The organism is Microbacterium maritypicum, assembly GCF_008868125.1.
Classification (GTDB): Bacteria; Actinomycetota; Actinomycetes; order Actinomycetales; family Microbacteriaceae; genus Microbacterium; species Microbacterium maritypicum.
In genome coordinates this window covers 1,619,985-1,637,642 of record NZ_WAAQ01000001.1, presented here as the reverse complement: position 1 = coordinate 1,637,642, position 17,658 = coordinate 1,619,985, and the positions used below count along the sequence as shown (strand labels likewise).

At 67.5% G+C, this 17,658-nt stretch carries 19 protein-coding genes and 2 tRNA genes; 9 read left to right on the top strand and 12 right to left on the bottom strand.

The window, feature by feature from the left end; translation table 11 throughout:
- Positions 1 to 61 precede the first annotated feature (61 nt).
- Both F6W70_RS07900 and F6W70_RS07895 read right to left on the bottom strand, forming a co-directional pair.
- A complete protein-coding gene (locus F6W70_RS07900) occupies positions 62 to 559 on the bottom strand; it encodes a DUF6993 domain-containing protein (protein WP_055868401.1) in 498 nt (165 codons plus the stop codon).
- A 78-nt stretch (positions 560 to 637) separates the two neighbouring features.
- On the bottom strand, positions 638 to 1,144 hold the full coding sequence (locus tag F6W70_RS07895) for a single-stranded DNA-binding protein (protein ID WP_141386023.1): 507 nt from the start codon (positions 1,142 to 1,144) through the stop codon (positions 638 to 640).
- Positions 1,145 to 1,349: 205 nt separating this feature from the next.
- Here F6W70_RS07895 and F6W70_RS07890 point away from each other — a divergent pair, with 205 nt between their 5' ends.
- Positions 1,350 to 1,619 (top strand): hypothetical protein, encoded by a 270-nt coding sequence (locus F6W70_RS07890; protein ID WP_017830680.1) that lies wholly within the window; start codon positions 1,350 to 1,352, stop codon positions 1,617 to 1,619.
- An 85-nt stretch (positions 1,620 to 1,704) separates the two neighbouring features.
- Here F6W70_RS07890 and F6W70_RS07885 read toward each other — a convergent pair.
- A tRNA-Arg gene (locus tag F6W70_RS07885) sits at positions 1,705 to 1,780 on the bottom strand.
- A gap of 87 nt (positions 1,781 to 1,867) precedes the next feature.
- Here F6W70_RS07885 and orn point away from each other — a divergent pair.
- The 6 genes from orn to F6W70_RS07855 all read left to right on the top strand — a co-directional run bounded on the left by orn (position 1,868) and on the right by F6W70_RS07855 (position 4,486).
- Complete coding sequence (gene orn, locus F6W70_RS07880; RefSeq protein ID WP_055868406.1) at positions 1,868 to 2,494, top strand: oligoribonuclease; 627 nt, start codon at positions 1,868 to 1,870, stop codon at positions 2,492 to 2,494.
- Between the two features lie 36 nt (positions 2,495 to 2,530).
- Positions 2,531 to 2,603, top strand: a tRNA-His gene (locus F6W70_RS07875).
- Positions 2,604 to 2,694: 91 nt separating this feature from the next.
- On the top strand, positions 2,695 to 3,324 hold the full coding sequence (locus F6W70_RS07870; protein WP_055868411.1) for a LysE family translocator: 630 nt from the start codon (positions 2,695 to 2,697) through the stop codon (positions 3,322 to 3,324).
- Positions 3,325 to 3,351: 27 nt separating this feature from the next.
- Positions 3,352 to 3,699, top strand: a complete 348-nt coding sequence (locus tag F6W70_RS07865) for a metallopeptidase family protein (protein ID WP_081603925.1) — start codon at positions 3,352 to 3,354, stop codon at positions 3,697 to 3,699.
- Entirely contained in the window at positions 3,696 to 3,992 is a 297-nt protein-coding gene (gene clpS / locus F6W70_RS07860) for an ATP-dependent Clp protease adapter ClpS (protein WP_174799528.1), read from the top strand. The genes F6W70_RS07865 and clpS overlap by 4 nt, the downstream gene beginning before the upstream one ends.
- A complete protein-coding gene (locus F6W70_RS07855) occupies positions 3,989 to 4,486 on the top strand; it encodes a DUF2017 family protein (RefSeq protein ID WP_151486327.1) in 498 nt (165 codons plus the stop codon). Before clpS ends, F6W70_RS07855 begins: the two co-directional genes overlap by 4 nt.
- Here F6W70_RS07855 and F6W70_RS07850 read toward each other — a convergent pair.
- Genes F6W70_RS07850 through gatC form a run of 6 tightly spaced genes read right to left on the bottom strand, consistent with a single transcriptional unit; the run spans position 4,483 to position 10,033 of the window.
- Positions 4,483 to 5,064, bottom strand: coding sequence for a nucleoside/nucleotide kinase family protein (locus F6W70_RS07850; protein ID WP_151486326.1), 582 nt, complete (start codon positions 5,062 to 5,064; stop codon positions 4,483 to 4,485). The genes F6W70_RS07855 and F6W70_RS07850 overlap by 4 nt on opposite strands.
- Complete coding sequence (locus F6W70_RS07845) at positions 5,048 to 5,365, bottom strand: hypothetical protein (RefSeq protein ID WP_031206169.1); 318 nt, start codon at positions 5,363 to 5,365, stop codon at positions 5,048 to 5,050. The genes F6W70_RS07850 and F6W70_RS07845 overlap by 17 nt, the downstream gene beginning before the upstream one ends.
- Positions 5,366 to 5,401: 36 nt before the next feature.
- On the bottom strand, positions 5,402 to 6,658 hold the full coding sequence (dinB, locus tag F6W70_RS07840) for a DNA polymerase IV (protein ID WP_151486325.1): 1,257 nt from the start codon (positions 6,656 to 6,658) through the stop codon (positions 5,402 to 5,404).
- A 47-nt stretch (positions 6,659 to 6,705) separates the two neighbouring features.
- Positions 6,706 to 8,220: an Asp-tRNA(Asn)/Glu-tRNA(Gln) amidotransferase subunit GatB gene (gene gatB / locus F6W70_RS07835; RefSeq protein ID WP_055868421.1), complete on the bottom strand. Its 1,515-nt coding sequence runs from the start codon at positions 8,218 to 8,220 to the stop codon at positions 6,706 to 6,708.
- Positions 8,220 to 9,737: an Asp-tRNA(Asn)/Glu-tRNA(Gln) amidotransferase subunit GatA gene (gatA, locus tag F6W70_RS07830; RefSeq protein ID WP_151486324.1), complete on the bottom strand. Its 1,518-nt coding sequence runs from the start codon at positions 9,735 to 9,737 to the stop codon at positions 8,220 to 8,222. The genes gatB and gatA overlap by 1 nt, the downstream gene beginning before the upstream one ends.
- Positions 9,734 to 10,033, bottom strand: coding sequence for an Asp-tRNA(Asn)/Glu-tRNA(Gln) amidotransferase subunit GatC (gene gatC, locus F6W70_RS07825; RefSeq protein ID WP_031206170.1), 300 nt, complete (start codon positions 10,031 to 10,033; stop codon positions 9,734 to 9,736). Before gatC ends, gatA begins: the two co-directional genes overlap by 4 nt.
- A gap of 67 nt (positions 10,034 to 10,100) precedes the next feature.
- On the opposite strand from gatC, the gene F6W70_RS07820 reads away from it, so the two are divergent.
- Together F6W70_RS07820 and F6W70_RS07815 are read left to right on the top strand one after the other, a co-directional pair.
- On the top strand, positions 10,101 to 11,801 hold the full coding sequence (locus F6W70_RS07820) for a long-chain-fatty-acid--CoA ligase (protein WP_151486323.1): 1,701 nt from the start codon (positions 10,101 to 10,103) through the stop codon (positions 11,799 to 11,801).
- A 47-nt stretch (positions 11,802 to 11,848) separates the two neighbouring features.
- Entirely contained in the window at positions 11,849 to 13,693 is a 1,845-nt protein-coding gene (locus F6W70_RS07815) for a DEAD/DEAH box helicase (protein WP_373695276.1), read from the top strand.
- Positions 13,694 to 13,715: 22 nt separating this feature from the next.
- Here F6W70_RS07815 and F6W70_RS07810 read toward each other — a convergent pair whose 3' ends face one another.
- From F6W70_RS07810 to mnmA, 3 genes are read right to left on the bottom strand one after another with little or no spacing between them, the layout of a single operon-like run.
- Positions 13,716 to 14,183: a hypothetical protein gene (locus F6W70_RS07810; RefSeq protein ID WP_151486322.1), complete on the bottom strand. Its 468-nt coding sequence runs from the start codon at positions 14,181 to 14,183 to the stop codon at positions 13,716 to 13,718.
- Positions 14,180 to 16,513, bottom strand: a complete 2,334-nt coding sequence (gene ligA, locus F6W70_RS07805) for an NAD-dependent DNA ligase LigA (RefSeq protein ID WP_151486321.1) — start codon at positions 16,511 to 16,513, stop codon at positions 14,180 to 14,182. The genes F6W70_RS07810 and ligA overlap by 4 nt, the downstream gene beginning before the upstream one ends.
- 38 nt (positions 16,514 to 16,551) lie before the next feature.
- Entirely contained in the window at positions 16,552 to 17,649 is a 1,098-nt protein-coding gene (mnmA, locus tag F6W70_RS07800; protein WP_082524208.1) for a tRNA 2-thiouridine(34) synthase MnmA, read from the bottom strand.
- Between the last annotated feature and the right edge of the window lie 9 nt (positions 17,650 to 17,658).

Sequence of the window (17,658 nt, the reverse complement as noted above, 5' to 3'; positions counted from 1 at the left end):
AAAACCGCTCCTTCTGTTGGCGTCGAAGATCGACACTCCAGCCTACCGGCCCCCTGGCGTGTCACCAGTCGATAGGACGTGTGGCGCCGATGAGGCAGCGCCCCTCGGCGAGTTGCGGGAGAACCGCGGTGACGACTTGCCCCGTCGAGGGCCCGACCTGGCCGACGAGACACTCATCGTCGCCCCAGCGCACGGAGAACTGCAGACTCTCCGCCGGATTCCCTACCGTGGTCTGATCCTGGGTCACCTGCATCGCCTCGCGATCGAACCCTGCACTGATCAGAGCGTCGATGTAGGCGCGACCGAACCCCCGCTGATCGGTCGCCCAGATGCCTTCCGCGGTCGCCGTGAACACAGGCAGGTTCTCCTCGGCGGTGCCATCGGGCACCAGGACGGGGGCCGCGGGAATCGTCGACTCCGCACCGGGCGAGGCGGAGACCGACGGGGAAGGTGACGGAGCGGGGCTCGGCGTGCACCCGGAGAGAAGGAGGGCGGCCGCAGCCGTGGCGGCGAGGACGCCGGCTGCACGCGCGGGCGAGAGGACCGATCGACGAAGCACGTGCCGAGTCTACGTCGCCTTCCCCTTCGTCTCGCCCGAACAGCCGGCCCGCGCCCTCATCTCTCCGAACTCGGCAGGTCAGCCCCTCCCCGTCATCTCCGCCTCCGGATCAGCCCAGGAGAGGTCGATCGTCGAGGAGTCCTTCTCCTCATCGGGGCCGCCGACTCCCTCATGGCCGGATGACGCGTCCGCGGAGTCGGTTGACGTCTCCGTGGCACTCGCCTGCGCACGCGCCTGCGGTCGGTAGGCGGTCGTCCCCCACCGCAGGTCATGTCCGATCGCATCCGCTTCGATGTCGACGCTGGTGCCGTGCTTGCCGTTGCTCTCCCAGTTTCGGATCTTCAGGCGACCGGTCACGATCACGCTGTCACCAGTGCGCAGTGACGCCTTCGCGTTCTCGCCGAGCTGTCGGAATGCGGCCACGGAGAACCAGTTGGTCCCGGAGTCCGTCCACGTCTGGGTCGCGGCGTCGAAGCGACGGTGCGTGCTGGCGAGGCGGAAGTTGGTGACCGAGACGCCGCCCCCTGTCTGGACCTGCGTCGGGTCGGTGGCGACTCTCCCGACGATGGTCAGGGTGTCGATCATGTGCTCATCCTCTCGTCGCCGGATCTCTTCCGGGTCCCTCCAGAGTGGGGCGTGACGACGGGAGCCGATCGCCCGAATCGTGCAAGCGGTGGACAGCCTCGTTCAGACGGCGTCTGTGGAGAGAAAGCCCCGATGAGGGCGGGAGGACCTCACCGGCCCGAATGTCGGAGGTCGGTCATATCTTCGAATCGCGAAAGGAGCCCCGATGTCCGACAACCTGATCACCTCCCTCCCCGAGATCCCCTACGCCACGCCTCGACTCGCTTCCGCACGAGAGCATCTGGTCCGCGCCGCAGATCACCTCTGGAGAGTGCAGGATCAGCGGGAGCACGTGCTCGGTCACCTGCGCATCGTCGCGGATCCGCTCGGGCTTCGATACCGCGCGGAGCGCCTTCATCTCGCGACGGGCGTCTTCCGGGTCGTCGGTGAGTTCTGGCGCGCGGACGATGCCGTCGCGGCCCTCCGCTATTCCTGACGAGTTCAGCGCGGTCGACGACGCAGGCGGAGATTCGACGGCCAATGCCTCGATGCGCCGTGTGTCGCGGGGCATTCGACTCGTGTGGTGCCCCCGGCAGGATTCGAACCTGCGACCAAGAGATTAGAAGGCTCCTGCTCTATCCCCTGAGCTACGGAGGCGCACATCTCTAGAGTATCGCGGTCCCAGAGGCGTTTCGTGAAGCACGCTCCGGTCGGCGATGTCGGGCCCGTCGATAGTATGGCGGCATGGTATCTGCGTCCGAGAATGATCGTCTCGTATGGATCGACTGCGAGATGACGGGCCTCGATCTGGCGGTCGACGAGCTCGTCGAGATCGCCGTCGTCGTCACCGACTTCGAGCTCAACCCCATCGATCCGGGATTCCAGGTGGTGATCCGCCCCAATGAGAGTGCCCTCGAGCACATGAACGACTTCGTCACGAAGATGCACGAGACATCGGGACTCATCGAGGAGATCGCCGGTGGAGTGTCGCTGGAGGAGGCTGAGTCCCAGACCCTCGCGTACATCAAGCGCTTCGTTCCGCTGGAGCGCAAAGCGCCTCTGGCCGGGAACACGATCGGCACGGATCGGATGTTCCTGGCGAAGTACATGCCGCAGGTGGATCAGTGGCTGCACTACCGCAACGTCGACGTCTCCAGCATCAAGGAGCTCTCGCGCCGTTGGTACCCGCGGGTGTTCTTCCAGGCCCCCTCCAAAGACGGGGGTCACCGTGCGCTCGCCGACATCCTCGAGTCGATCAGGGAGCTCCGGTACTACCGCGAAGCAGTGTTCGTCGATGAGCCGGGGCCGTCCAGCGACGAGGCACGGGAGATCGCTTCGCGCACGGTGTCCGAGTTCACTCCGAACATGTAATACACTCGTATGGTTGCCTGCTCCGGTGGGCACATGGTGGGTATAGCTCAGCTGGTAGAGCGCTGGCTTGTGGTGCCGGATGTCGCGGGTTCGAGTCCCGTTACTCACCCTCCTGAAGAAGGCCCGAATCGCAAGGTTCGGGCCTTCTTCGCATCTCCGCATGATCGGCCTGTTCCCCTCCGGAGCTCTAGACTGACGGGGTGTCGCTCGCGGTCTGGTTCTCGTTGCTGACCGCCTCCGTCGTGATCAGTTTCACGCCCGGCGCCGGTGCGATCAACACGATGTCGAACGCCATGAATCAAGGGTGGCGACGATCGATATGGGGCATCGTCGGGCAGCAGATCGCGTTGATCGTCCATGTGGCTGTCGTGGCCGCCGGCGTCGGGCTGCTGGTCTCTCGCTCGGAGGTGCTCTTCAACGGCATCCGCTATGCCGGCGCGGCGTACCTGGTGTTCCTCGGGATACGTCTCATCCTCACGAAGCCGGCGGTCGTGGTCGACGACGTTCCCGTTCCGGTCGATTCCAGGGAGAGCCACTGGTCGATGATCCGCCGGGGGTTCTGGGTCAACCTGCTGAACCCGAAGGCGATCGTCTTCTTCCTGGCGTTCATCCCGCAGTTCGTCCGGCTGGATGAGCCGCCACTGCCCCAGTACCTCACCCTCATCGTCACCGTGATCGTCGTCGATGTGATCGTGATGTGGGGGTTCTTCGCTGCGGCCGCGCGCCCCTTCCGTCGTCTCACGCGCACGGCGCGAGGGCAGCGTGTCCTCAACACGGTCTTCGGTGCCCTGTTCATCGTGGTGGCCGCGATCCTCGTTCTCCTCCACTGACCATCCGTCGCCCCTAGGCTGGAGATGATGGACATGGATGCCGCCGCCTTCGAAGAGCTCGTGATCGACGAGCTCGACCGCCTCCCCGACGACATGGTCGAAGGGCTGGAGAACGTGGTGTTCGTCGTCGAGGATCGGCCCGAGGACGGCAGCCTCGATCTGCTCGGGCTCTACGACGGCTTGGCGCTGACCGAGCGGACGCAGTACGGAATGGGTGAACTCCCCGATCGCATCGTCGTCTACCGCGAACCGCATCTCGCGCAGTGCGAGACCGACGACGAGCTCCGCGACGAGATCCACACCACACTGGTCCATGAGATCGCGCACTTCTACGGAATCGACGACGAGCAGTTGCATGAGATGGGCTGGGCGTGACGATCCCGACAGCGGTTCCCGACCTCGATGAGGTGACCGACCTGAGCGCTGCTCCCCTCGAGCCATGGCAGGTGGTGGTCTGGAACGACCCCGTCAACCTGATGAGCTACGTGGTGCGCGTCTTCCGCACGTATTTCGGGTACTCCCTCGATCACGCGACGGCGTTGATGCTCGCCGTGCACCACGACGGGCATGCGATCGTGGCCACCGGACCGCGCGAGACCATGGAGGTGCATGCACAGGCCATGCACGACTTCGGGCTCTGGGCCACGGTCAGAAAGGCGACGTCATGACCTCTGACACCGTGATCGTCCCGATCACCGCCATCGAGGAGCACCACCTCGCGAAGCTCGTGGACGACTTCCTGGAGCTGCTCGTCACCTCGCGTGACGTCGGCGATCCCGCGATCGACCGGTTGGCGCCGAACCCCTACCCCGACGATCCGGCCTCCGCTGCCGGCTTCGCGGAGAGCACGCGAGACGACCTCCTCGATCGGCGACTCAGCGATGCGCGCCTGATGCGGGCAGCGCTCCGAGAACTCCCCGGGGATGGCGACGGCATTGAGGAGGCAGAGGCCCTTCAGACGCGCGAGCTGTCGGTGCCCGCGGCAGACCTCGACTCCTGGCTCCGCACGCTCACCGCCATTCGACTCGTGATCGCGGCTCGCCTGGGGATCACCTCCGACGAAGAGACCGGAACCGACGGTCGTCACGATGTGTACGACTGGCTCGGCTACCGCCTGGAAGTTCTCATCCAGGCGGCGGATGACGCCGATGGAAGGCGCTAGGGAACCTCGACGACTCGGGTGGCGAGGGAACGAGGATCGTCCCGCTCCCGGTGCAGACGCTCCTGCGCAGCCCAGCGGTCCCAGTGCGGGCGGTAGGTGTCGCCGTCGCGGGCCAGAGCTCGCGCCTTGCGCGACGCCTCCGCGGACTCCACCCAGATTCTGACGTCGGCGAGGCCGGCGGTCGACGCCCGGAGTATCCCGCTGCCCTCGACGATCACGCCGAGGGCCGGATCGACGGCGTGGCTTTCCGCTTCAGCCTGAGCCTCCCAGTCCCACCGCCGCCAGGTCCCGAGGTAACCGCGGCCGTGCGGGCGGAGGATCCACTCCAGGGCGCGCTCGACGCCGCCTTCGAGACCATCCCAGCCGGGGTACAGCGAGTCCAGCGCGATGAGCTGCACATGGCCGACCACGGGCCAGCGACGCACGAGCAGGGAGGCGAGAGAGGACTTGCCCGCTCCGCTGCCGCCGTCGATGATCACGACCGGGTTGACAGCGGCGACGGCGCGGACATCCTGCTCGATCAGTGTCGCAGCCTGCTCCAGCGCGGCTGAGACCGGGTCGTCACTTCTTGAGGGCACGGATGATGCGGGTGAGCGCCCGTCCGGCGACCCAGACGAACGGCACGGCGACCACGAGAAGCGTGACGATGTTCGGCTCGAAGCGCAACCCCTCCTCGCGACGCACATACACGCCGACGGGAACGGAGACTCCACCGCCACCGCCACCTTCGGCACCGTCTCCGCTGCCGCCGCCGAAGCCCGAGTAGGTGAACGCGACCGGCGTGATGCTCACACCGTCGACGTCCTGCGGCTCTCCGTACGCGCTCTTCACGCCGAAGGACGCAGCTTGTTTTCCGAGTTCCAGTGCAATGTTCGGCATAACCCCACGCTAGCCGAGGAACCATGCCCTGTGGGATCAATCCAGGCCGTGGGCTTTCGGGTGTTGTGCGGCGCCTCTGCCATCGCCGCGGCCGATGTGTCGGGCGCGACTGATCGTCGCCGCGCCGAACCGGGCGACGGCCTCATCCATCGCGCCCTCGACTCGGCGCCAGTCCTCGTCGTCGTCCCAGAGCCCGAGGGCGCCTCCGCCGGCTGGTCGAAGATTCTCGGCACGGACGCCGACGAGTCGCACCGGATCACGACGGTCGATCTGCTCGAACAGGGACTGAGCGGCTTCTCCGATGCGCTGACCCACTGCTGTGGGCTCGCTCAGTGTCTGGGACCGGCTCAGCGTACGGAAGTCATCGAAACGGATCTTGATCGCGACGGTCGATGTCTCCCACTCCGCTCGGCGGAGCCGGGCAGCGACGCGGTCGGCCAGTCGGAGCAGTTCCGCGCGCAGGAACGAGCGGTCGAGGATGTCGGCGTCGAAGGTCTCCTCATGACCGATGCTCTTCTCCACGCGCTCCGTGTCGACGACGCGCGCATCCTCTCCCCGGGCGAGCTGTGCGAGTCGCGCACTCAGCGCAGGCCCGACAGCGCGTTCGATCATCTCGCGCGGGGCATCTCGCACATCTCGCACCGTTCGGATCCCCCGAGCCTCCAGCGCTTCAGCGGCCTTCGGCCCGACGCCCCACATGGCACGGACCGGTCGAGGAGAGAGGAAGTCGAGCGTGTCCTTCGCCGCGACGACGAGCATCCCGTCGGGCTTGGATATCGTCGAAGCCATCTTGGCGACGTGCTTGGTGGCGGCGACGCCGACGCTGCACGTGATCCCGACCTCATCGAGGACGCGCGCTCGGATGAGTTCGGCAATGCGCGCGGGGCTCCCCCAGAGACGACGCACACCCTGCACATCGAGGAACGCCTCGTCGACGGACAGCGGCTCCACGAGCGGTGTGAACGATTCGAAGATCGCCATCACCTGCCGAGAGACCTCCTGGTACCGGTGGAAGTGCGGGGGGACGATACGCGCGGACGGACACAGCCTGAGGGCCTGCGAAACCGGCATCGCCGCGCGAACGCCGTATCGGCGCGCCTCGTACGATGCGCTCGAGACGACCGAACGGCCGTCCGGCGCGCCGATGATCAGCGGCACGCCGCGGAGAGAGGGATCATCGAGCACCTCGACCGCCGCGTAGAACGCGTCCATGTCGACGTGCAGGATCCTCGTACCGGTGTCGTCGGCATCGATGGCGGAGACGATCCGTCCGCTGCCGTCACCGTGTCCCATGCATCCATCCTCCCCCGGGCCTCCGACATGAGGCCCGGGGTCGCACGCTACTGCGCAGCGCGCTCGAGAATGAGTTCACGGACGCGTGCGGCGTCCGCCTGGCCCTTCATCGCCTTCATGACCGCTCCGATGACAGCACCGGCGGCCTGCACCTTGCCGTCCTTGATCTTCGCCATGACGTCGGGCTGCGCGGCGAGTGCTTCGTCGATGGCGGCGATCAATGCGCCGTCGTCCGACACGACCGCGAGTCCACGGGCGTCGACGACCTCCTGCGGGTTGCCCTCGCCGGCGATGACGCCTTCGAGCACCTGACGAGCGAGCTTGTCGGTGAGGGTGCCGGCGTCGACGAGCTGCTGCAGGGCTGCGACGTTCTCCGGGCTGATGAGCTCGGTGGCGTCCTTCTCCTGGGCGTTCGCGAGACGGGAGATCTCACCCGTCCACCACTTGCGCGCGGTGGCCGGAGTCGCCCCAGCGGCGATCGTCGCCTCCACGACCTCGAGCAGTCCGCCGTTGCGGACATCCTGGAACTCCAGGTCGGTGAAGCCCCACTCCGCCATCAGGCGGCGACGGCGTGCCACCGGCTGCTCGGGCAGCGCCGCGCGCAGCTCTTCGATCAGTTCGGCGGCAGGCTCCACCGGCAGCAGATCGGGCTCCGGGAAGTAGCGGTAGTCGTCGGCATCGGACTTGGGACGGCCGGGCGAGGTCGTGCCGGTGTCCTCGTGCCAGTGCCGGGTCTCCTGCGTGATGGTCCCGCCGTCGGCGAGGATCTGCGCCTGGCGTTGGATCTCGTACCGCACCGCACGCTCGACCGACCGCATGGAGTTCACGTTCTTCGTCTCCGTGCGCGTGCCGAGCTTCTCCTGGCCGCGGGGCCGGAGGGAGACGTTCGCGTCGCATCGCAGGTTGCCGCGCTCGAGACGCGCCTCGGAGATGCCGAGTCCGCGGACGATGTCGCGGATGGCCTGCACATACGCCTTGGCGACCTCGGGTGCACGGTGGTCGGTACCGAAGATCGTCTTGGTGACGATCTCGACCAGAGGCACGCCCGCACGGTTGTAATCGACCAGCGAGTACTCGGCGCCCTGGATGCGTCCGGTCGCCCCACCCATGTGGGTCAGCTTCCCGGCGTCTTCCTCCATGTGCGCGCGCTCGATCGGGATCGTGATGAGCGTTCCGTCCTCGAGCTCGACCTCGACCGATCCCTCGTAGGCGATCGGCTCGTCGTACTGCGAGATCTGGTAGTTCTTGCCGAGGTCCGGGTAGAAGTAGTTCTTCCGGGCGAATCGGCTCGACTCCGCGATCGAGCAGCCGAGGGCGAGCCCCAGGCTGATCGAGGAGCGGATGGCCGTCTCGTTCACGACCGGCAGCGACCCGGGCAGCCCGAGGTCGACCGGGGCGATGAGCGTGTTCGGCTCGGCGGCGTGGAACGCCTCGTTCGCCGGGTTCGGCGCATCCGAGAACATCTTCGTGTTCGTGTTGAGCTCGACGTGCACCTCGAATCCGAGGACCGGCTCGAACATCTCGAGCGCCTTGTCGAAGTCCATGAGCTTGGCGGCGGCCATCAGCGCTTCCCTCCTGCGAGCTGCGGTGCACGGGTGAGCAGTGGCGCACCCCACGAGTCCACGAGCAGCGTCTCGAGCGCGGCGCCGACCTTGTAGAGTCGGGCGTCCTCACGAGCCGGGGCGATGAACTGGATGCCGACGGGGAGACCGTCGTCGTCTGCGAGACCGCTGGGGATGGAGATGCCGGGAACGCCAGCGAGGTTCACCGGGATCGTGGTGATGTCGTTCAGGTACATCTGCAGCGGGTCGTCGATCTTCTCGCCGAGCTTGAACGCCGTCGTCGGCGCCGAGGGCGTCGCGATCACGTCGACCTCGGCGAAGGCGTTCGCGAAGTCCTGCTGGATGAGGGTGCGGACCTTCTGCGCACTGCCGTAGTAGGCGTCGTAGTAACCGGCGGACAGCGCGTAGGTGCCGAGGATGATGCGTCGCTTGACCTCGTCGCCGAATCCGGCGTCGCGTGTCGCGGACATGACGTCCTCGACGGTCGGGTTGCCATCGGGAGTCACCCGCAGGCCGAACCGCACCGAGTCGAACTTCGCGAGGTTGCTGGATGCCTCGGCCGGGAGGATCAGGTAATACGCGGCGACACCGTACTCGAAGTGGGGGGCGCCGATCTCGACGATCTCGGCACCCTGCGACTCCATGAGCGCGAGCGCGCTGCGGAAGGACGATGCCACACCGGGCTGGAACCCACTGTCCGGGAGCTCGCGGATGACGCCCACCTTGAGACCCTTGAGCACGTCTCCGCGCGCACCCTCTCGTGCGGCCTCGGCGAACGACGGCCAGGTGTCGCGCAGCGAGGTCGAGTCCTTCGGGTCGTGCCCGCCGATCGCGTCGTGCAGCAGACCGGAGTCGAGCACGGTCCGAGAGACCGGGCCCACCTGGTCGAGGCTCGAGGCGAGGGCGATGGCTCCGTAACGGCTCACACCGCCGTATGTCGGCTTGACGCCGACCGTGCCGGTCACGTGGGCGGGCTGACGGATCGAGCCTCCGGTGTCGGAACCCAGCGCGAGGGGCGCCTCGAACGCGGCGACCGCGGCGGCAGAGCCGCCGCCGGAGCCGCCAGGGATCCGATCGAGGTCCCAGGGGTTGTGCGTGGGACCGTACGCCGAGTGCTCGGTGGAGGAGCCCATGGCGAACTCGTCCATGTTCGTCTTGCCGAGGGCGATCATGCCCGCTGCGCGTGACCGCGCCACGACCGTGGCGTCGTACGGCGAGCGGTATCCCTCGAGGATGCGCGAGCCGCTCGTCGTCGGCTGGTCGGTCGTGACCAGCACGTCCTTGATGGCCAGCGGTACGCCTGCGAGCGGGCCGAGCAACTCACCGGCGGCCCGTCGTGCGTCGATCGCCGCTGCGGCCTCGAGCGCCCCCTGGTTGACGTGCAGGAACGCGTGAACGTCGCCGTCGACCGCAGCGATGCGGTCGAGGTGCGCCTGCGTCGCCTCGACGCTCGACACCTCGCCGGCGGCGAGCTTCGCGGCGAGATCCGCCGCATCCAGCCGGATGATGTCGCTCACTGTTCTTCTCCCAGGATCGCGGTCACGCGGAAGCGGCCGTCGGCGGCATCCGGTGCGTTCTGAAGCACCTGCTCGTGCGTGAGCGTCTGCCCGACCACGTCGGGACGGAAGACATTGCTCAGCGGGATCGGGTGGCTCGTCGCGACGACGTCGGGGGTTGCGACCTCCGACACCTTCGCGATGTTGTCGACGATCGCGTCGAGCTGGCTCGTGAGCCGCGACACCTCGTCGTCGTTCAGCTGGATGCGTGCGAGCACACCGAGATGGCGCACGAGTTCAGGGGTGATTTCAGACACTCCCCCAGTCTAGTTGGCGCGCTCCGCAGTCCCATGCTCTCCACGCGGCTCGCCCTATGCTGGGCGGGTGAGCACGTTCCAGCCTCCTCGCCCGTGGATCGCCAGCTATGCCGACGGCGTCCCGGAAGACCTCTCTCCCGTCGACGGATCGCTCGTGGACATCGTCGCCGCCTCGGCGCGCGACTATCCGGACGCCCCCGCCCTCCAGTTCTTCGGTCGGGAGACGACGTATGCGCAGCTCCAGTCGGCGATCGACCGCGCGGCGGCGGGTCTGCGCGATCTCGGTGTCCGCGCCGGCGACCCCGTCGCGATCGTGCTGCCGAACTGCCCGCAGCACATCGTGGCTTTCTATGCGGTGCTCCGTCTCGGCGCCGTCGTCGTCGAGCACAACCCGCTCTACACGCCGCGCGAGCTGCGCAAGCAGTTCGAAGACCACGGCGCGAAGCACGCGATCGTCTGGAACAAAGTCGTCTCCACGGTGCAGGAGTTCCCGGCGGATCTTGCGGTGACGAACCTCGTCTCGGTGGACGTGACCCGCGCCATGCCCTTCCTCACCCGTTTCGCCCTGCGGCTGCCGGTGACCAAAGCACGCGAGTCGCGAGCCGCGCTCACGGAGAGGGTGCGCGGCACGGTCGTCTGGGACACGCTGCTCGCCTCGGAACCACTCCCGGCGTCGCACCCGAAGCCGCTGACCGACGATCTCGCGATCATCCAGTACACCTCCGGAACGACAGGGACACCGAAGGGAGCGGCGCTCACGCACCGCAACCTGCTGGCCAACGCGGCGCAGGCCCAGGCGTGGGTTCCCTCCATCCAACGGGGCAAGGGATGCGTCGTCTACGCGGTCCTGCCGATGTTCCATGCTTACGGCCTCACGCTCTGTCTGACGTTCGCGATGTCGATGAGTGCACGACTGGTGCTGTTCCCCAAGTTCGACCCGGAACTCGTTCTCGACGTCGTCAAGAAGCACCCGGCGACATTCCTGCCGCTCGTGCCGCCCATCGCGGATCGCCTCCTCGCCGCCGCGAAGGCCGAGGGCGTGTCACTCGACGGCATCGAGGTGGCCATCTCGGGTGCCATGGCCCTGCCGCACGAGTTGGTCGTTCCGTTCGAGGAGGCCACCCACGGCTATCTCGTCGAGGGCTACGGACTCAGCGAGTGCTCGCCCGTCCTCATGGCCAACCCGGTCGCGGACAACCGCGTTCCCGGTACCGTCGGACTCCCCCTTCCGGGCACCGAATGCCGCGTCGTGGACCCGGAGAACCCGAGCGAAGACGTACCGCCCGGCACGGCCGGAGAACTCGTCGTGCGCGGTCCGCAGGTGTTCTCGGGCTACTACGGCAAGCCCGAGGAGACAGAGGCCGTCTTCGTCGACGGGTGGTACCGCACCGGCGACATCGTGACGATCGACGACGCCGGTTTCGTGCGCATCGTCGACCGCATCAAGGAACTCATCATCACGGGCGGCTTCAACGTCGCTCCCACCGAGGTCGAGAACGCTCTGCGCCAGCACCCGCAGGTCGCGGATGCTGCGGTCGTCGGTCTGCCGAGCGAGCACTCCGGCGAAGAGGTGGTCGCGGCGATCGTCGTCGACCAGGGAACCGATGTCGACGTCGAGGCCATCCGCGATTTCGCACGGAGCATCCTCACGCCCTACAAGGTCCCTCGTCGTGTCTTCGTCGTCGATGAGCTCCCGAAGTCTCTGATCGGGAAGGTGCTCCGGCGCCAGGTCAAGGACAAGCTGATCGCGCTGACGACAGGCGTCTGAGGACGCCCTCACAGGCGCCGATCGTGCCGGCGCGCTACCCTTGGGAAGTGACCCCTGAAGATGCAGTGCTGACCGACGCCCCCGAGGACACTCCCGCGACCCCCGGATTCGAGGAGCTCGGCATCACCGGGCCCGTCCTCAAAGCCATCAAGGATCTCGGATACGAGACCCCGTCGCCCATCCAGGCGGCCACCATCCCGACTCTTCTCGCCGGCCGCGATGTCGTCGGCATGGCGCAGACCGGTACCGGGAAGACCGCGGCATTCGCGCTCCCCGTCCTCGAGCGCCTCGACGTCTCGCAGAAGACCCCGCAGGCCCTCGTGCTGGCTCCCACGCGCGAGCTCGCCCTCCAGGTCTGTGAAGCCTTCGAGTCCTACGCCTCCAAGATGAAGGGCGTGCACATGCTGCCCGTCTACGGCGGCCAGGCCTACGGCGTGCAGCTCTCTGCTCTTCGCCGCGGCGTGCACGTGATCGTCGGCACGCCGGGGCGCATCATGGACCACCTCGCCAAGGGCACTCTCGACCTCTCGCAGTTGCAGTACCTGGTGCTCGACGAGGCCGATGAGATGCTGAAGATGGGCTTCGCGGAAGATGTCGAGCAGATCCTCGCGCAGACGCCCGTCGAGAAGCAGGTCGCCTTGTTCTCCGCGACCATGCCCCCGCAGATCCGTCGCCTCGCGCAGAAGTACCTGCGCGATCCGGAAGAGATCAGCATCAAGTCGAAGACCGCGACCGGCACGAACATCACGCAGCGGTACCTCGTGGTGTCGTACGCGCAGAAGGTCGACGCGCTCACCCGCATCCTCGAGGTCGAGAACTTCGACGGCATGATCGTCTTCGTCCGCACCAAGAACGAGACCGAGACGCTCGCCGAGAAGCTGCGTGCCCGTGGCTACTCCGCTGCCGCGATCAACGGCGACGTGCCCCAGGTGCAGCGCGAACGCAGCGTGAACCAGCTCAAGGACGGCAAGCTCGACATCCTCGTCGCCACCGACGTCGCCGCGCGTGGTCTCGATGTCGAGCGCATCAGCCACGTCATCAACTTCGACATCCCCACCGACACCGAGTCTTACGTGCACCGCATCGGACGCACGGGCCGTGCGGGTCGCAGCGGTGATGCGATCAGCTTCATCACGCCGCGCGAGCGCTACCTGCTCAAGCACATCGAGAAGGCGACGCGTCAGGTCCCGACGCAGATGCAGCTGCCCAGCACGGAAGACGTCAACACCACCCGCCTGAACCGCTTCGACGACGCGATCACCACGGCACTGTCGGAGACCGCGCGCATCGAGGCGTTCCGCGACATCGTCGCGCACTACGTCCGTCACCACGACGTGCCGGAGGGCGATGTGGCCGCGGCCCTCGCCGTCGTGGCGCAGGGCGACAAGCCGCTGCTCCTCGACCCCGCCAACGATGCCCTCACCAGGGCGGTGGAAGCCGACAACCGTCCGCCGCGCGAGCGCGCCGGCCGCGACGCTCGCGAACCGCGTACCGAGCGACGCGGGCGGGGCGACTACACCGCCTACCGCATCGAGGTCGGCCGACGTCACCGTGTCGAGCCGCGACAGATCGTCGGCGCGCTCGCCAACGAGGGTGGACTGGGGCGCGACGACTTCGGCGCGATCAACATCCGCCCCGACTTCTCCACCGTGGAGCTGCCGTCGAACCTCGATGCTTCCGTCCTCGAGAAGCTGCGCGACACGCGTATCTCCGGTCGTCTGATCGAGATCAAGCCCGACCGCGGCCCCGGCGCACGACGCGCGGGAGGTCCCCGTGAGAGCCGCGATGACGGCGGACGGAGCGACCGTTTCGAGCGTCGGGATCGCGATGAGCGTCCGGCACGAGACACGCGCGACGAGAAGCCGTTCCGCAAGCCGCGTCACAAGAGCTGACCGCACTCGCGCGCGGGACGAGCTAGCCCGTTCCGCGCGCGAGTCGTGCCGCCACGTCGATCAGCGGCTCCGGGTGTGCGAGAAGCGCGCGCTGCTCCGGGTGCGCGATGAGATGGGCGATCAGTCGCTGCGCGCCGGCGACCGTGGGCGCCCAATATCCGCCGACATGGTGCCGGCTCAGCGGGAGATTGCGCGGCTCGCCGTCGACGATAAGAGTCACCGAACCGTCGTCGGGATCGACCCCGGGGTCGGTCAGCATCGCCGCGGTCAGCGCACCGAGCAGCAGGGTGCTGACCAGACCCGGCAGGCGGAACCTGGTCATGGGGACGTCGATCGCGATCTCCTCGATGTCGGCCCATCGCACGATGCCACGGTTCTCGACGCCCTCGCGGATGATCACGGCGTCAGGGGTCAGCCGCAGGTGATGCCGACCGGGGTCTCCGACAGCCAGCGCCTCACGGACCACGATCAGCGGTCCGTAGCGCTTCACGACTCTTCGGCCACAGGCGGGAGCGCGTCAGGCCCTTCGGTGACCAGGATGTGGAACTGCGCCGCGTCGAGGATGCGCAGACCGAGCTCCTCCGCCTTCGCGAGCTTCGACCCCGCGCCGGGTCCGGCAGCGACGAAATGGGTCTTCTTCGACACGCTGGAGGCCGCCTTGCCGCCCGCTTTGAGGATGGCTTCCTGCGCACCGTCTCGCGTATATCCGTCGAGCGAGCCGGTCGCCACCACCGTCAGACCTTCGAGGACGCCGCCCTCGGCGACAGCCGCACCAGGGCCGGGGTGGCCGGGCGTCGCCCACTGCACACCCGCATCCGTCCACTGCTGCACGATCTCCTGGTGCCAGTCGACGTCGAACCAGGCGAGCAGCGAATCGGCGATGATCCCGCCCACGCCCTCCACCGCGGCCAGCTCATCGCGCGAGGCCGCGCGGATCGCGTCGAGGGAACCGAACCACTGCGCAAGCGCCCTGGCGGCGACAGGGCCGACATGACGGATGTTCAGTGACACGAGCAGTCGCCACAGATCCTTGGTCTTCGCCTTCTCCAGCTCAGCGAGCAGAGTGAGCGCCTGGGATGAGGGCTGGGGACCCTCGAGACCGGCCTTCTTCTCGGTCGGTGTGGGGTTTCGTCTGAACGGTGCTCGGGTCTTCACGATCCCGTCCTCGTCCTCCTTGGGGAGCCCCGTCTCGGCGTCGCGCACGAAGAGCTCGATGGGAACGAGCTGCTCGAGGGTGAGCGCGAAAAGACCCGCCTCGGTTTCGAGCGGCGGCACCGCGGGAGACGTGGGCTGCGTCAGCGCGGCAGCGGTGACCTCGCCCAGCGCTTCGACGTCGAGGGCGCCACGGGAGCCGATGTGCTCGACGCGGCCGCGCACCTGTGCCGGGCACGACCTCGCATTGGGGCATCGCAGATCGATATCGCCCTCCTTCATCGCCCGCAGCGGTGTGCCGCACTCCGGGCAGTCGACGGGCATCACGAACTCCCGCTCGCTGCCGTCGCGCTTCTCGACCACCGGTCCGAGGACCTCGGGGATGACGTCGCCGGCCTTGCGCAGCACGACGGTGTCGCCGATCAGCACCCCCTTCGCCTTGACGACGTCTTTGTTGTGCAGAGTCGCCTGGCGGACGACGGAACCGGCGACGTGAGCGGGGGCCATGACTGCGAACGGGGTCGCACGACCGGTGCGACCGACCGACACGACGATGTCGAGCAGCTTCGTCTGCACCTCTTCCGGCGGGTACTTGTAGGCGATCGCCCAGCGCGGCGCGCGGCTCGTCGCACCGAGTTCGTCGTGCAGCTCGAGTTCGTCGACCTTGACCACGATCCCATCGAGCTCGTGCTCGATGTCGTGCCGGTGCTCGCCGAAGTACTCCACGAACGATACGACGTCGTCGACGGTGCGACACACCTTCGTGTGCGGGCTCGTGGGCAACCCCCACTGTGCGAGCAGGTCGTACACCTCGCTCTGCGCCGCCACGGGAGGGTTCGCCCATGCGCCGACGCCGTGCACGTAGAGGGCGAGCGACTCGATCCGCAGCAGGCCTGCTTCGAGTTCGAGACCGTTCTTCTTGTCGATCTGCTGGCGGAGCCCTCCGCTGGCCGCGTTGCGCGGATTCGCGAAGGCGGGGAATCGTCGGGCGGCCGCGGTTCTCGCCTTCTCCTCATCGAAGGGCTTCTTCACTCCCCCACGCGACTCCCACCGCTCGAGAGCATCGGCATATGCGCGCTCGCGGAAGGACGCCTGCGCCGCATTGAGTCGTTCGAACGCAGCCACGGGGATGAAGACCTCGCCGCGCACCTCGACGATCGAGGGGTGGCCCTCCCCGCTCAGCCGGTACGGGATCTCGGGAAGACGCAGAGCGTTCTCGGTGACGATCTCTCCCACACGCCCATCGCCTCGGGTGGCTGCAGAGGTCAGAACACCGTTCTCGTAGCGGAGGTTGATCGCCAGTCCGTCGATCTTCAGCTCGGTGAGCCAGGCGATCTCGCGCCCTGCCGAGGCCTTCGTCTTCGCCGCCCACTCCCTCAGCTCTTCGATGGAGAAGACGTTGTCGAGGCTGAGCATCCTCTCCGCGTGCTCGATGGTTGCGAGCCCTGTCGCCTCGGCGGCTCCGACCATCTGCGTCGGCGAGTCCTGTCCCTGCAGTTCGGGATGCAGACGTTCGAGCTCTTCGAGCCGGTGCATCCATCCGTCATATGTGAAGTCGTCGACCAATGAGGTGTCACGGCCGTAGTAGGCCTCTTTCGCATCGAGGATGCGAGTGGTCAGCTCCTCGGCTTCGGTTCGGGCGTCTTCCAGCGAGATGTTCTCCAGCACCCCGTCAGTCTACGAGCGGGCACCGACACCCGAAGCGTCTACGCGCCGACGGGAACGGCCGAGACCGTGGTGTCGATCGTGAACTGCCCGAGCACACGGGTTCCGATGTACAGCACGGCGGTCTGCCCTGGTGCGACACCGTCGAGCGGCAGCTCCGGGGTGACGCGTACCCCTTCGTCGGAGATCGCGGCGTGCGCGGCGACCGGCTCGGCATGGGCGCGGATCTGCACGTGGCACTCGAAGGATGCCTCGGTGGGTGCGGCGCCGGCCCAGCTGAACCGCTCCCCGGCGATCTCGGCGATCGCGAGGGCTTCTTTCGGACCGACCACGACGGTGTTCGAGACCGGGCGCACCTCGAGGACGAATCGTGGCTTGCCGTCGGCTGCCGGGACTCCGAGCTTGAGGCCGCGGCGCTGTCCCACCGTGAAGGCGTGGGCCCCTTCGTGCGAGCCCACGACCTCTCCGCTGCGATCGACGATCTCGCCCGTCGCCGTGCCGACCTTCTCGGCGAGCCAGCCTCGGGTGTCCCCATCGGGGATGAAGCAGATGTCGTGGCTGTCCGGCTTCTGCGCGACGCTCAGACCCCGTGCCTCGGCTTCCGCGCGGACGATCGCCTTCGACGGCGTCGTGCCGAGGGGGAAGTATGTGTGCGCGAGCTGCTCGGCGGTCAGCACTCCCAGCACGTAGGACTGGTCCTTGGCGTTGTCGGACGCGCGGTGCAGCTCGAGACCCCGATCGCCGTCGATCAGTGTCGCGTAGTGCCCGGTGCACACCGCGTCGAAGCCCAGCTCGATCGCGCGCTCCAGGAGCGCGGCGAACTTGATCTTCTCGTTGCACCGCATGCACGGATTGGGGGTGCGGCCGGCCTGGTATTCGGAGATGAAGTCCTGGATCACGTCGTCGCGGAAACGCTCCGAGAAGTCCCACACGTAGAACGGGATGCCGAGCACGTCAGCGGCACGACGGGCGTCCAGCGCGTCCTCGATGGTGCAGCACCCACGACTGCCCGTGCGCAAGGTTCCTCCGGCCCGGGAGAGTGCCAGATGCACTCCGACCACGTCGTGCCCCGCCTCCACGGCTCGGGCGGCCGCGACGGCGGAGTCGACTCCACCGCTCATCGCCGCAAGGATCCGCATGCGACCAGT